Source organism: Haemophilus sp. THUN1692 (assembly GCF_059704395.1).
Genome location: NZ_AP046579.1, coordinates 717,961 through 732,501 on the forward strand (window position 1 = coordinate 717,961; position 14,541 = coordinate 732,501).

17 protein-coding genes are annotated in these 14,541 nt (G+C 40.1%); 11 read left to right on the plus strand and 6 right to left on the minus strand.

Translation table 11 applies throughout. The features are described 5' to 3' along the window. Positions 1–165: 165 nt before the first annotated feature. From AC6H0A_RS03410 to AC6H0A_RS03460, 11 genes are all read left to right on the plus strand, one after another. Positions 166–519, plus strand: coding sequence for a DUF669 domain-containing protein (locus AC6H0A_RS03410; protein ID WP_070047057.1), 354 nt, complete (start codon positions 166–168; stop codon positions 517–519). Between the two features lie 39 nt (positions 520–558). Then, positions 559–1,659, plus strand: coding sequence for a hypothetical protein (locus AC6H0A_RS03415; protein ID WP_070047056.1), 1,101 nt, complete (start codon positions 559–561; stop codon positions 1,657–1,659). Positions 1,660–2,127: 468 nt separating this feature from the next. Then, positions 2,128–4,083: a host cell division inhibitor Icd-like protein gene (locus tag AC6H0A_RS03420; protein ID WP_497512421.1), complete on the plus strand. Its 1,956-nt coding sequence runs from the start codon at positions 2,128–2,130 to the stop codon at positions 4,081–4,083. Then, positions 4,076–4,447, plus strand: a complete 372-nt coding sequence (locus AC6H0A_RS03425; RefSeq protein WP_005643904.1) for a hypothetical protein — start codon at positions 4,076–4,078, stop codon at positions 4,445–4,447. The genes AC6H0A_RS03420 and AC6H0A_RS03425 overlap by 8 nt, the downstream gene beginning before the upstream one ends. Beyond that, positions 4,437–4,640 carry a hypothetical protein gene (locus AC6H0A_RS03430; RefSeq protein WP_044233066.1) on the plus strand — a complete coding sequence of 68 codons (204 nt, stop codon included), beginning with the start codon at positions 4,437–4,439 and terminating at the stop codon, positions 4,638–4,640. The genes AC6H0A_RS03425 and AC6H0A_RS03430 overlap by 11 nt, the downstream gene beginning before the upstream one ends. Continuing rightward, complete coding sequence (locus AC6H0A_RS03435) at positions 4,627–5,286, plus strand: hypothetical protein (RefSeq protein WP_497512423.1); 660 nt, start codon at positions 4,627–4,629, stop codon at positions 5,284–5,286. The genes AC6H0A_RS03430 and AC6H0A_RS03435 overlap by 14 nt, the downstream gene beginning before the upstream one ends. Beyond that, a complete protein-coding gene (locus AC6H0A_RS03440) occupies positions 5,279–5,671 on the plus strand; it encodes a hypothetical protein (protein ID WP_005642346.1) in 393 nt (130 codons plus the stop codon). Before AC6H0A_RS03435 ends, AC6H0A_RS03440 begins: the two co-directional genes overlap by 8 nt. Beyond that, the gene (locus tag AC6H0A_RS03445) at positions 5,659–7,851 is read left to right on the plus strand and encodes a DUF927 domain-containing protein (RefSeq protein ID WP_497512426.1); all 2,193 of its coding nucleotides are present in this window, start codon (positions 5,659–5,661) and stop codon (positions 7,849–7,851) included. Before AC6H0A_RS03440 ends, AC6H0A_RS03445 begins: the two co-directional genes overlap by 13 nt. A gap of 689 nt (positions 7,852–8,540) precedes the next feature. Further along, positions 8,541–9,107: a Panacea domain-containing protein gene (locus AC6H0A_RS03450; RefSeq protein ID WP_497512427.1), complete on the plus strand. Its 567-nt coding sequence runs from the start codon at positions 8,541–8,543 to the stop codon at positions 9,105–9,107. After that, positions 9,092–9,487, plus strand: a complete 396-nt coding sequence (locus tag AC6H0A_RS03455; protein ID WP_005642870.1) for a hypothetical protein — start codon at positions 9,092–9,094, stop codon at positions 9,485–9,487. Before AC6H0A_RS03450 ends, AC6H0A_RS03455 begins: the two co-directional genes overlap by 16 nt. A 1,093-nt stretch (positions 9,488–10,580) precedes the next feature. Next, positions 10,581–10,712 (plus strand): hypothetical protein, encoded by a 132-nt coding sequence (locus tag AC6H0A_RS03460; protein WP_256867585.1) that lies wholly within the window; start codon positions 10,581–10,583, stop codon positions 10,710–10,712. Positions 10,713–10,827: 115 nt separating this feature from the next. Here the strand turns inward: AC6H0A_RS03460 and AC6H0A_RS03465 are convergent, their stop codons facing one another. From AC6H0A_RS03465 to AC6H0A_RS03490, 6 genes are read right to left on the minus strand one after another with little or no spacing between them, the layout of a single operon-like run. Continuing rightward, a complete protein-coding gene (locus AC6H0A_RS03465) occupies positions 10,828–10,953 on the minus strand; it encodes a hypothetical protein (protein ID WP_256867584.1) in 126 nt (41 codons plus the stop codon). Continuing rightward, on the minus strand, positions 10,934–11,593 hold the full coding sequence (locus AC6H0A_RS03470; RefSeq protein WP_005642872.1) for a hypothetical protein: 660 nt from the start codon (positions 11,591–11,593) through the stop codon (positions 10,934–10,936). Before AC6H0A_RS03470 ends, AC6H0A_RS03465 begins: the two co-directional genes overlap by 20 nt. Before the next feature lie 3 nt (positions 11,594–11,596). Next, the gene (locus AC6H0A_RS03475) at positions 11,597–12,124 is read right to left on the minus strand and encodes a hypothetical protein (protein ID WP_005642874.1); all 528 of its coding nucleotides are present in this window, start codon (positions 12,122–12,124) and stop codon (positions 11,597–11,599) included. 9 nt (positions 12,125–12,133) lie between these two features. Further along, the gene (locus AC6H0A_RS03480; protein WP_497512430.1) at positions 12,134–13,306 is read right to left on the minus strand and encodes a hypothetical protein; all 1,173 of its coding nucleotides are present in this window, start codon (positions 13,304–13,306) and stop codon (positions 12,134–12,136) included. Then, positions 13,290–13,700, minus strand: a complete 411-nt coding sequence (locus AC6H0A_RS03485) for a hypothetical protein (protein ID WP_497512432.1) — start codon at positions 13,698–13,700, stop codon at positions 13,290–13,292. Before AC6H0A_RS03485 ends, AC6H0A_RS03480 begins: the two co-directional genes overlap by 17 nt. A 13-nt stretch (positions 13,701–13,713) precedes the next feature. After that, the gene (locus tag AC6H0A_RS03490) at positions 13,714–14,535 is read right to left on the minus strand and encodes a hypothetical protein (RefSeq protein WP_497512434.1); all 822 of its coding nucleotides are present in this window, start codon (positions 14,533–14,535) and stop codon (positions 13,714–13,716) included. Between the last annotated feature and the right edge of the window lie 6 nt (positions 14,536–14,541).

The following is a 14,541-nucleotide window of genomic DNA, read 5'->3' on the forward strand; positions in this document are numbered from 1 at the left end:
ACAAAACGCCATAGGGAAACAAACAACCCTACGGCGTAACTAAGGAATTATCTTATGCAACCAATTAAACTAGGAATTAATATGAAGTTAATTCGCAAGCATTATAGCAAAACATTGTGATTCATAAAATCATTACTATATCAGTATCAGAACACAGGAGAAATTATGATCGTAAAAGACAATTCAAAAAGACTTGTTAAAAGCGGACAATATTCTGCTCTGTTGGTTGAGATAAAGCCTATAAAGTCAGGCTATGGCGAGCGATTGGGCTTTCTATTTGAAATCAATGAAGGGTTTTACAAGGGGCGAAAATTAATGCGAACTTGTACGCCTATTTTTAAATCGGGCTCAAACCTTGCAGAAATAGTCGAGAGCTTGAACCGTGCTACATTAACTGCAAAACAGGTTGAGCAAGGTATTGATCTTGAGCAGTTTAAAAACAAACCCTATCAAATCACGGTAACAAAACGAATCGGAAAAAATGGCTTTCCATATAGCCACATTGAAAAAATTAACTGATTCAATCCAGTCTATCACCAAAAAGCGGAGCTAAAAGGGATGACAAAAAAACACTCAAAAGCAGGGCAATATTTCCAAGCTGATTTTGATTTAATTCAACGAGCTAGCCAATTAGGCAGTTTTAGGTTACTTGCCTCTCTTCTCGTATTAATGCGCTATACAAACGGCAAGCCCAACAACCCACAAGAAAAACCATTCACTCAAACTTATGCGGGCGCAGACGCTATTAGGAAAGCCTTACAATGCCGATGGCAAGACGGCAGGTCGCTACTCGTTACACTAAGTCAAAATAACTTCATTTCTCGGTGCATATCTCAAGGCAAAACAGCTTATACAGTTCATAACCACCAGCTAAATATAGATTTACCTATAGCGATAGTTGATGGGGCTAATAATGCCGATTCTGCACTAATGCGAATAAATGGCGATAAAACGCTCACAGAGCAAGAAAAACTAGAGACCCTAATAATCCTACTGACTATCTACAAAAACCTCTCTATGGCTTGTTTTGGTGGGTTTAATGGCGTGCATCAAGAGTGGGATATAGCCAGTGATGAAGAGTTGGAAGGTTTACCACTTTGCGGAATCACTGCACGGAATTATAAAAATGGCGATACCGCTCAAATTACCTCGTTTTCAACTTCCTGCAAATTTATCAATGAATCGTTAGGCTTGCCAATAAACGAAGGTATGACACATGAAACAAGCAGGCGGTTTTGGGATGGGATTAGGGCGCTGGAAAAATTGGGGCTAATTTATTGTGTGATTGTGCTGATGAAAACCAATACCAAAAACAAGCAAGAATTTATGTTCACAATTAGAGTAAACGACTATCACGCAGACAAAGGGGCTGATCTCTCTTTTATTGAGCTTGTCTCTGATGGGGAGGTTGCTTTTTACGGCACTAGTGCGCCCATAGAGGAAGAGATTGAATATGCTGATTTCAATGATACGGCAAAGGAAGATAAAGTGATTCGCTTAACCTTGCCTAAATTACCCAATAAGGAAGAGTATCAAATATTTTCTTTTTGCCGTCCAAGATTTAGAACGTCTAATGCTGATACTGGCGAATGGATGACGAAAGAAAGAGAAAATTTAGAGGCAACCATAAAGGAAATTGAAAAGGCTCTGTGGGGATAAGCGAAGAAATGAACGGATTAAAATCTCTCTCTGCAGAAACACGCCGAAGGCGTAGCGATGTGAATGTTCAGATGAATCAAAATAGACAAGTAAAATGCTTGTCTTTTTTTGTGTTTTTTCATTTTGCATTTCGCTCTGTTTTTTTTCGTTTTTTTGACGTACGTTCTACTTATATATATTGTTCGTTCTACTTATGTATATTACGTTCTAGATATATATCTACGTTCTACATATATGTCTACCCAATAAAAATTGAACAAAAAACAAACAGCAAAAATGGGGAAAAAACAAGGGTAAATTTGTCTATTTTTAAGTGTGAAATGGCAATCCCGAAAAAGTAGGGAGTTCCCGAAATAATAGGGAGTGATGCTTATTATCAAATGATGAAACTCTAAAAGAAAAAGAAGCCATAAATCTCACATAGTGCTTGGTTCACAACTGGCACCTGCTTAACGTCCGTAACGTGCTATGCCCTATCGTTTATGGCTTGAGGATATTCTAATTATTCTTCCTGTTCTGTCAAACCTCTTTACAACCTCATCGCAAAATGGCATTATTTCCCCGCAGTCGCAAAAAACGATTGCCGAGCCTGCAAACTCGACTTATTTACATACGGCGCAGAGCACGCCTAAAGCGTGTTTTTTTATGCGTAACATTCGCTCACCTAAAGAATTTGCGGATTTTGTTTTTATTCATCAAATCTACAAATCTCTCTCAATGGTAGCGTGTAGCGGTAAAGGTTCGCCCTTTGCTGCTAACCGTATGTGGCAGTTTTGCAGACCGTTACACGTTACCGCCAAAGCCTGCAAACTTTACGCGGTAACTCTCAAGTGTTTACATACGGAGTTACGCAAAATGTATCAATTCATTTTCGCGCTTATTCGCGCACCTCAAATCAAAATCAGACTTCTTGCCGATAATGAACAACAAGCACGTTCACGTTTTACCGATGGCGACACCTTGTTATTCGTTGGCAGAATTAATCAAAACCCACTGAAAAACAACCGCACGTTTTCAACTAATGGAAATAATCACAGCTTGCCAGCGTTCCAGAAAGTCGCTATGATTTCCCTGCAATCAGAAAAAGTGATTGCCAGCCGTGAGAAGCTGAACTATCTATCACAGGCGAACGATAGCACGCCACAAAACCGTGCTTTTTTTGTTCGTGACATTCGCACACCTAAAGAATATGCGGATTTTGTTTTATCTATTCAAAATCCAATCTTTCTCTCAATGGTAGAGCGTAATGGGCAACCCTTAGTGGTTGGCTGCTTTCCTGTGGTGGCAGTTTCTCACCTCGTTATGCTCTACCGCCCGACCGTGAGAAGTCTAGCGGTAGATTCTGAAAATTTATCACAGGACACCGCAGAAATGATTTACAAATTTCTTTGCGTCAATCGCACACAATCGCACTTTAATTTGTGCATTCAAACTATTCACGTCAACACCGAAGAAAGCGCAAGATTAAGCCTTAACACTGATTTTCGCCACCTCGTCACCGTTGCAAAAATCAACCCGAAATTTAACCGCACTAAAGCACAAAAATCGCTTGCACCTAGCTTTACATTGCATTATAGTAAAAATGTTCTCGAAAAATCGAGAGCCAGCCGTAGGAAGCTGAATTTACTAAAGGCGAACAGCGCGCCACAATGCGCTTTTTTTGTTCGTAGCGTTCGCGCACCTCTCAAAAATAATCTATCTTCTGATAGACTATTCTCAATGGTAACGCGTAATGGGCAACCCTTAGCGGTTGACTGCTCTCCTTTAGTAGCAGTTTTCCTACCCTGTTATGCGTTACCGCCAGTCGTAGGAAAACTTGCGGTAACTCTCCAAAATTTACTAAAGGACACCGCAGAAATGATTTACAAATTTCTTTGCGTCAATCGCACACAATCGCATTTTAACTTATGCGTCATATCTCTTAATTCCACCACCGAAGAACAGGCACGTTTGAGCCTATCTGCTGATTATCGTTTTATTGCGGTGGTGGCGAGAATCAATCCTCAAAACAACCGCACTTTAGCCGCGCGTTTTCCTCTCTCTGTAAATAATCACAGCTTGCCGAAATGTGAAGATGTAGGTAGTATTGAAAGCACTGAAACCATACACGGCACGCGCAACCGTAATCAATGCGCTATTTTTTTACCAAAAATTCCTTTCAATGGGTATGAACCAGCGGGTTATACCTATCATTCAGAATTAGCGGTAAGGGCGACACACGGAAATAAGGCGGAGTTTATCCGCACGAATAACGTGGGCTATTGTATGGTAGCAGTTGAACCCTTACCGCACCCTACTACGGTCGGTAAGTTCTATTCACTTACTAGAGACCATACAATGAAAATCTACCCTCAAAACAACCGCACTTTAGCGGTACTTCCTACCCTTTCTGTATCTGCAACACAAGGGGGCGCAAATGTTTAATCAATCAATTTTATCTGCACTTCAAGAGATGGCGGACTTTAACGACATTAACAACTACAAGCAAATCCCTGTGCCAATGAGTAAGGAAAAATTAAAAGACTTACGCAGTGAATCTGAAAATCTTTGCGAATCTATCGAATATGGCTTAATGCACTTAGGCGACTTAATGCAAACCTTAGGCAATCTTGCCGACACAGAGCAGGATTTTACTCGTAAAGCAATGAATAACGATAACGTGAAACATATCGGGGGATTAATCAAGGCAAATGCCTATCTACTCAATGCGTTAAGAGAAACGGCGAGCTTAAGCGAATATTATCTTGCAGGTGGCTTAGATGGGGAGATTGAAAGAAATGACGATTAAACCGAACCTACCCTATCAATTAATCTTTGTTTATGACAATGGCGACCAATTCATAGCGGGCGAATATGGCACGCTTAGAGAGGCGTTACAGGCAAAAATCAGATGTAAACACGAAATAGGACAATCCGATATTTGCGGTCGAGTGTTAGAAGTGATCACGATTTTGAAAGGGGAAGAAAATGAAACCAACTAATGCAATGGCACAGCTTGAGCAATGGAAGAAAAACAACGAGCAAAGAAAGATAAATCAGTTCGTGAATGAAATGAACCAATCCAATTTTGGTTCGGTTAAAAACTGCGAAAGTGCGAAGCGATTTGCGAAAGAGCTAATTTCCTCACAAACCCTTGTAAATACTGGCGTTGTGAATGAAAACTGCGAAAGAAAACTGCGAAACTCTGAAGCGATTTGCGAAAGTAGCAAAGCAATTAAAAATACGCAAGGAAACGCACGTATCGAGGCTAAAAGCAAATATCAAGGGAAACTATGGGCTAACCCTTTAGCCTTTCAATTTACCCAGCTTACACGACAATTTAAGCTAATTTTAGACAGCAATCGCAAGTGTTTAGAGGTTTACCCCGATGATTTTCATCATAAGCTAAAAATGCGTGATGAAATGATGGACTTAATCGACCGACTAAAAGCGGGTGGAAAGCTCTTTAATGCGCTGGCTAAATCTCAAGGGGTAACATTTTGCCGAGATAATCAAACCGCCCTAAAAGACTTTAATCAAGCTAACGGCTATTTGATTCATAAGTTTGGCGAGGTAGTGGCTCAAATTGAGCGACTAAATATTGAACGCATTGAGGGCGAGAAATTACAGGGGGTGGGCGATGAGTAAAACCGCCTTTATTTTGACTGCTGGCTATCATGTTGTTGATGATTTATTTATGCTGACTGTTGTCGCAATGCGAGAAACCAAAGGGGATATTTTAAGCCTTCACCGCGCTTATGCTCGACAAGGGAAACTAACGAACGTCAGAGCCATTAATTTAAACCATTACACGCTAGAATTTGTCTTAGGCAATGCGCGAGCGCCCATTATTCACGCAGAGGGGAAAAGAGAACGTACAGATTTAGAGGAGGCGATAGCACCTTTTAAATCTATCTACCCTACTGCGCAAATTCGTGTGATTCAGTTTAAAGATACGTTTCTATTTAAGCAATGTGCAGGAATTGGATTAGGGATTGATGCAGCGCAAGGGGGCAAGAAATGGCTAAATTAATCAATGCCCCTTACGCTAAACAACAAGACCCCACAGGGCAAAGCCTTGTTACTATCTGCATAGGCACGCAAGCGCAAACCATCGCAAAGCATTTTAATGAAATGGGCAAAAGTGCGGTAGAAATTGAGTTAGAAAACACACTAGGCGAGCAAGGGAAATCATTCCCTTGCGTGGTGATTGATAGTGAGATTTTAGAGCATATAGAAAGTTATCGCATTGCGCCTAAAAATACCCAGTCTATCCGCTTAATACAGGCGAATAATGGCGTAGCCCTCTCAAATGAAACGCTTGAGCGTATTTATTTAAATATCGTGCAATCCACCAGCGCAGATAGTGTCATTTATTGCAATGAGGCGGGCGAAGTATTGGACGATGTAAGCCGATATATTCAACGGTTACGCAATGGAGACACCTATCACGGGGAAATTAAGCCAATTTGTGAACCTGTCCGAGATAACCACCAGCCCTACACCGAAAAACGCAAGGAGAATGGCATAGAGGGGCTTTTTAGGGTTGTGCCGAAGTTAGACAAGGACACGGGCGAAATGATGGATAAATGCGAATGGTTGGCTGATTGTGTTGATGTCGTGGGGATTGGGCTTTCTGATAGCGATTATTTTTCAATGCTTTCATTTCAAGCACAAGGCAAGCCCGAGCCGATTTTAATTGCCTTACCCTGGGCGGATATTGGCGAGCGTGCAGGCTGGCAATTACTCAAACAAAACGGGTTAAGAATTACCAATAGCCAACGCTTAAAACCGCATTTAGCCGATTTTCTTCAAGATACCCAGAACAAGCCGATTTATCAAATCGTAAATGAAACGGGCTGGCAATCAGACTTTAACGCCTATGTGCTGCCGAGTGGCGAGGTATTGGGAAAACCTGAACGCCCTCTTTATTTCAACAGCAAATCAACCACCAGCACAGGCTATCAAGCTAAAGGTACGCTAAGCGACTGGCAACGGGAAATAGGGCAATATCTCCGAGGCAACCATTCAATGATGCTGGGCGTGGCTTGTTCTTTATCCGCCCCGTTGATTGGCTTAATTGGTGCGGAAAGTTTTGGCGTACATTTATTTGGTAAATCCAGCGCAGGAAAAACCACCATAGCCAATATTGCAAGTTCAATTTATGGCGAGCCTGATTTAATCCGTTTATCGTGGAACGGCACAAGCCTAGGATTGATTAACGAGGCTTCTGCGCGTAATGATGGCTTTATTCCTCTTGATGAAATCGGACAAGGGGCAAGCAAAAAGCACGTAGAGCAAACCGCCTATGCGTTATTTAATGGTGTGGGAAAAATACAAGGTGCAAAAGACGGCGGAAACAGAGAATTAAACCGCTGGCGTATTTTGGCATTTTCTACGGGCGAGCAAGATTTAGAGCTTTATTTAAAACAAGACAATATCAAAACTAACGCAGGGCAATTAGTCCGCCTGTTAAATATCCCTATTACGCCCACTAGCACGTTTTATCATTTTGGCAATGGTAAAGCCCATGCCGACCATTTGAACGCAATGACAAGGCGTTACTACGGCACAATGGGCAGAGCGTGGATAGAATGGCTGCTTGAAAATAAAAGTGCGGTAGCGGTTGAATATGGGCGTTTAAGCGAACAATGGCAAGCGATGCTACCAAATGATGCAAGCTCACAAGTAAAACGAGTGGCAGGGCGATTTGCCATTTTAGAAACCGCTTTACAGTTGGCAGCGCATTTAACAGGCTGGGAAACAAGCGAAAATAAAACCGCACTTCTGCACGGATTTAATGAATGGATAAATGAATATGGGCTACATTCTCGAGAAGAAAAGCAAATCATTGAGCAGGTGAATGGCTGGCTTTTACGCAATGGGGCAAGATTTCTAGATTTTCCTTTCAATCCGAATCAGAAAGAACCAAACGATACGGCAGGCTATCGCCAGTTAGCCGACAGTAAAGAATTGCAAGAGAGCGAAAAATATTGGGTATTTCCGCAAGTTTATATTCAAGATGTTATCAAAGGCTTTAATGAAAAACAGGCAAATGAAATCTTATTGGGTGCAGGAATGTTAATACAGGGAAAAGAGAGAGGTCGTAAATACCTCAACCGTTTACCCAAAACAATAAGCGGAGGGAAAACTATCCGATGTTATGTGCTGGAAATCTTAAACGAGGACGAGGAAAGCGAAGAAATAGAATAAAAAGCCCATTTTGAAAGGTGTAGACTATCAATAATAAAGAGCAGATCATAATTGATTTGCTCTTTTTTTTATTCCACCAACGGAAAAAAACAAAAAAAATTTTTTCCGTGTGTAGATGAGTTAAAAAATATTGGGCATTTTGGGCACGAGAACAACAAAATATAAATATATCAATAACTTATAAAAAATAGCGTGCCCAAATTACCCCTTTCCGTGCCCAAAAATAGGCTTTCCGTGCCCAAAAATAGGCTTTCCGTGCCCAAAAATAGGCTTTCCGTGCCCAGTCAAAAAATAATCAATCTTTCACCGTGCCCAATTTGTGCCCAGCCGTGCCCAGTGCATTGGGCACGAAAATCGCATTTAAGTTATTGATTTTAAAGGTGCGTGCCCAAATGCCCAGCGTGCCCGGTGTTTTTTAGTTATCTATACACTTTTTTATTTTTTTAGGTGGTGGATAGCTCTGATTGATTCATAGGTAAAACTTTACTAAACGTAGTGGAGATAAGAACAAGGCTTAGTGCAGTGCATTGAGCCTTTTTTGTTATAAAGCAATATAAATCACTATTTACACCCGTTTATATTTAAATAACGACCTTTGAATGTTGCTTTTTGATGATGTGCCTGTAAAATTCTTGCTCAATCGAGGGGAACGCCTAAGAGAAACATGAATTAAAAAAAGGGGGGAGATTATGCTGACTTGTTATGATGTAGCAAATTATTTTCTAGCAAAATATGGCACATCTTCTAAAGAAAATGACTTAATCTCAAACTTAAAACTTCAAAAGTTAGTTTATTATGCGCAAGGGTTTTCTATCGCATTATTCGATGAGCCATTATTTAATGACCCTATAGAGGCATGGGATTACGGCCCAGTTGTTAGCGCACTCTATCAATCATATAAAACCTATAAATCTGATGCTTTGCCAACCCCTAGTAACTTTGATGAGTCTATTTATCCTAAACATATAGGCAGGCTATTAGATGATGTTTATTGTGAGTACGGTCAATTCTCCGCATGGAAATTAAGGGATATGACACACGAAGAAGAGCCGTGGTTACAAACTTACGAGGCGGGGAAAAACAAAATAATTTCAATATCCCTATTAAAATCATTCTTTCGCACACAGGTTGGTAAAATCAATCATTATTCTTTTACTTATGATTTAGAGCGAATAACGCAACGCGTAAATGATGATTTTGACACGATACCAAATCTAGCTAGTGCAAAGGATATAGAGCAATGGCTAATGCAGTAGAGACAATTAAGATTGGGAAACTATTCCAAAAGGAATTTAAAAATTACCCTAATCAAGATCGAAAAGTGATTGCTGAATTTATTAAGCATGTTTATGAATTTGGTTTTGAAGGACTTGAGGGGTTAAATAAATGCAGTGATGACGTAAGCAAAAACGATCCCGAATTTATAAAAAAAGTAAAATATGCAATTAAATATAACCTCTGGCATTACCATACAGGAATAAGGCAATTTAATACTTCAAAGCCTTTTGGGTGTAGAACTTCGGAATATGTTTTACATTACCAACTGCTAGAAGATGGCAAAGAGGTTAGGATTATTGATTATTCTTCACACCCGCCCTTTAAGTTACCAAAACAAGAATATTTAGAAATTGAATAATAAGGCTTGATGAAATGCATTGAGCCTTTTTTATTGAATTTCGGGATCAGTACGCGCGCGCGAGGGGTAAAATCGCTATGGGCTTACCTGTCAAAACCGTACATTCAACTCAATTTTTACAACCGCAAAATTAAGATTTTAGATGAAAGATGATGATGCCTAGAAACCTAAAAATTAGCCGAAAACCGCGCGCCCGAAACCCCGTGGAAAGGGGATCCCCTTAGGAGTACCTTTTAATCTCTAGCTACTAGCGATAATCATCACTCATCATTACACGACAAGCAGCAGAAACAAGATGCTTTATCCCTTCCTTTTGTGAATTAGAAAATTGGTCAAATAGATCGCATTTTTCTTTTTTGCTGGTGGCCAGAAGTGATTAAATGGCAAAAAAAGTGATAAATCACTTTCATTAATCACTTTATCACTTGTGTATCACTTGTTAATCACTTGTCTTTTCGTCTTTTATAATCAAATACTTACAGTGAAAAATGACCGTTAGAAGTGAATAAGTGATTAAACTTCACAAAAAAAATCTCCCGCGAAAATTTTTATTTTTTACAGATAACCGCCCTATCATTACCCTAACTTGAAAAACCATAGATTGAAACTTAGAATCTCAAACGGTTATGAATAGTTATTTGCAAAAATGAATAGAATTTAGGGAGCACTTTGGATTTTAGGAGTAGATTTAGGAGTAGATTTTAACTTTGAATTTTAAAGAACCCTTATAGAATAAGGCTTGAATCGCATCAATTCAGATGACCCCAGCCCAAATTTTAAATAACCTCGCCATAACAACGCCAATAAAAACAATACCTTAGAGAAAATTCACTAACGGCGATATAACTAAATAATAACTTAAAATGATCCGTGAGTGATCCGCGGACTGTTCTATTCCCTGAGTATTAAATTTCTTGGTAAGAATAATGCGTGAGACAAAATCAAAGGAGAATCTATCAAAACCCTATGTTTTTGTTCCCTTGATGGGAATCCAAGAAAAGTATTTCAATCAGAAGAATTAGCTAAATAATGGAAAGAACAGGGGTAACTTTATTTTTCAAGCGAAGTTGTATATGACGAATCAAACAACATTGTGAAAATTGATAATCAGGATTTTATAGACTTTGTTGAAAATTGTTCTGATGAACAGGGAACAGAAGAGTTTGAGCGAGCAAAAGCAATTATGGAAAAAGACTTCGCTTTTGTAACTGTAACGGACGATTAGATACGTTAGAATTAATTCAAGTAAACATTAACTTTACTGTTAAACAAGCAAAAGAAGGCGGGGCTAAAACCTCGCCTTTTGCTTTTATTGAAATGCGAAAATCTGACCGCACTTTTTAGAATGTTCGTGGAATAAAAGTTGATGATTGATACTGTGTGCGTTTTTGCGCCCAATCTTTAGCATCAGCTGATGCTTTGGCAAACTGCAAATGAGCGGCTTCTTCACTTTTTTTGTCTTGCAATATCTTCCGCCTGTTGTGGAGTGAGATTATTTACATCAATCATATTGCGCACAGGAGGAGCGACAGAAGATTTAACATCCTCAGCTACCGTTTTGCGCTCCACTGGTTTCGGATTGTATAAATCCATATCACCACCACCGGTCATATAAAGCGCTTGCCCCATCTGGCCAGCCCCCTTAAATGCAGCGATTGTATCAGGGCGTTTGAGATAATTCTCGCGTTCAGCAGAAACAGCATTGATTCTTGCAGTAATCGCATTTTGTTGCTCTTTATCTTCTGTTGCAGACAATTTTTCTTGCAAAGCATGTATTTGGCTATCATAAATACCAAGAGTTTGAGTTGCGCCGAGAAGATTTTTTTGCGCTTCTGATTCACCACTATGAGAATAACGTGCTGAAATTCGTGCTTTTGCAGCCGCCGCTGAAATCTCATTACGAGTTCTATGATCTTCAAGCTCAAACTCATGCTTGTATTTTTTATCAAGCAATTCACTATCAAAAGCACGTTGTTTGTCGGCTTCTGCCGTTTTCCAATCTAACAACTTTTGAGTTTCTTCATCTTTCCACCCTTGCTCAACATTTTTGACAATACCAGTTCCCAATCCTTGTGTCATCGCACCTAAAATTCCACCCCATCCCATAAATTACGCCCCTTGTTGCATTGGTTGTGATTTGCCATTTTGCACTTGCGCACGGCGTTGGCTTTCCATTTCAGCCACTTTGTTGATCATATCAACGTATTGCTGTTCTTCTTCCTGAGGTAACGCACCGTGCGTTGCTTCGCCAAATTGCTCAAGCGCATTCATTAAAATATCAATCAATACATCATCAATTTGCTCTTCTGGCACACCAACTTGCTGTAATAATTGCATAGCTAAATCTTTAGCGACTTGCATCATCACTTGCGGCGGAATAGTTTTGCCATTTTGTTGCGCGGCCTGAAGATTTGAAATCATCGCTTTTGCGACTAAATCTGCAATACCTTCTTTTGGTCCTTTTTCTTGAATACGCTGTTGCGCAACATTTGCGATAGCATTAATGGAATTTTGCATCAACATTTGATACATCTGCGCCATACTTCCCTGTTGTTGTGAACCCTGTGGATTTTCGACCGCACTTTGTTCTGTTGTCTGTGGTTGTGATTGTTGTGTCATTGAATCTAAAATACCCATGAATTTCTCCTATGATACGATGATATTTGCCCAGTAATTTCTTAGGTTAGGAACGTCACTCGTTTTGACCTGTTTATCATGCTCTATATTTTGCATACGATTATGCATAGTGTTAAGTATGCCTTTGGGTTGTGTATTGTCACTGCGTAAATCACGCCCAGCCATAAATTCCTTATACGCTCGGCGTTCTTTTTCAGCTAATTCATTTTGTTGTGCGATGTGGTTATTTAATGCGTTAGAGTTAAGCGTCTCTGTTAAATCACGTAATGATTTTGTCATCGTGTCTTTTTTGTTGATCGCTTTACCTAATAAACCAATCCCAGACGCCAGCATCGCACCAGGAGGCCCTAAAGTAGATAAACCTACTTGTGCAGCTGTAATACCTCTATCGATCCATTTATCGTTCGTTTCATATTTTTCCCGAGCATTCTTATAAGATTTATCAATGAAATCTACTCTTGTATCATAATACGCTTTCCCCTCTGGAGTGAGGCTATCATAATACGCTTGCTCTTGGTTGCTTTTGAATTGTCGAGATAAATCCCCAACGCGGGAAAGCCCAAGATTTGCCGCACCTTCAGCAATTTTGCCAACTGGAGTTGTTGCTGCCCCACCCACCCCACTAAAAACGCCTCCTACAGCACGACCAATTAAGTTCAATTCTTCGCCCCGTTTAATACGGTCGTGACTATTAATGGTCGCCTGGTCTCGAACGGATGAATATTGGGGATCGCTTGACCATGCATCGCCGTTATTTAATGTCATTGAACCACGTATGTTTCTATCAAATATAGAAGGAGTGCGTTCGGAATAAGGAGTATTGGAGTAACTTTTTCCAAATAAACCTCCAGTGAGTGTTTTCTGATCTTTTTCTGGAACAGCAGCACTCATTTGACCATTAGAAAGCGAATGATATTTTTCACTAATTGTTCGGCTAATTGCGCTGTAACCACTACTCCAACTAGAGTTATTTCTTCGCTCATTAAATGCATCAGTATAGACTTTGTCTTTTCCATATCTAGATTTATGGTCATTCCATCTATCTGACGTACTGCGATAACTATCACTACTGTTATCTTCTCGCCAACCACCGCCACCGGAAAAGGATGAATCAGAATCACTAGCTCGCTCATAGCCAGCTTTTTCCATTGATTCACCAAAACTATCATGCAACTCTGCCATTGTTAGCCCCTTTAGTTTCAGAACGTTTCTTCATTTCAGTCAAAATACCGCCATTTGCTAACCCAGGAGAATCATCTACTGTCAAACTTTTATACGACCAATCCGCATCTGGTACGGCTGAATATTTTGATTTCATCTGATCTTGCAGATTTAATAACTCACGTTGCTGACGAATTAAATCTTTCCCAGATTGTTTTTGTGCAAAATAACCACCGGCACCAGCAATAACATTACCGATAATATTGCTTGCTGCTTTATGCTTGTCCATCCAATCTGTTGCGGTTCCTAACGCATTACCTACATTTGTTAGCCATCCATTTGATTTTACACCATTTTCCCCAGCCACATCTAATGCACCCGTAATTGCGCTCCACGCACCATCCCAAAACGCCATAACCTTTCTCCTCTTAACTAATTTGAATTGACGGAACACCTAAGCTAGGAAATGACGACCAGTTTTGTCTAGTGGTCGGAATTCCCTGCATAAACTTACTCATAAATTGAATCTCTGAATCTCGACTTGCTTTTAGCTGCTCAATCGCCTTTGTTTTATCCTCAGCTTTCATATTCGAGTTATTCAAGATCGTGGCTATTTGCGCATCGAAGTTACTGGTGATTTGCATGGTGAAATCAATGGATTTACCAATAGTGTTCGCCGCGACTTGCGCATTTAAGTTCTTCATCTCATTTTGATGATTCAAATTCGCCATATCTTTTTGTTGTTGCCGTTCAAGTGCAGTTTGAGATGCGGTAAACTGATTCTGCGCCTGATTCAATCTGCTTTGATTGTTATAAGCTAGGTCAGATTGTAATTGCGCCATTCCACGCTGATGACCACGTTCTAATTCTGCCTGCGATGCGGTGAATTGATTTTGTTGCTGATTGAGCTTACTTTGATTTTGGAAACTTAAATCAGCTTGTAAGCGAGTTTGTTTTTCCGCAAACGCATTTTGCGTATCTTGGCTTGCAATTGGCATTGCCGCATCAAGCATTGCACGTTGAGCAGATTCCACACCAATGGTTGAATTTTGCAAGCCGCGATTAGCAGCCATACGCTCTCCTTTAGCAGCCGCACTATTCATTAAAAGTGAATTGCTATTTAATAAATTAGAGACATTGCCTGCCATTGTTTGTGATGTATCTTTTGGCGGCGGTTGAGTGGAAATTGTTGGGGCTTGCGGTGTTTTAGCCTTATTCACAGCATCCGTCATAGAACCTAGGATTGACATAATTTC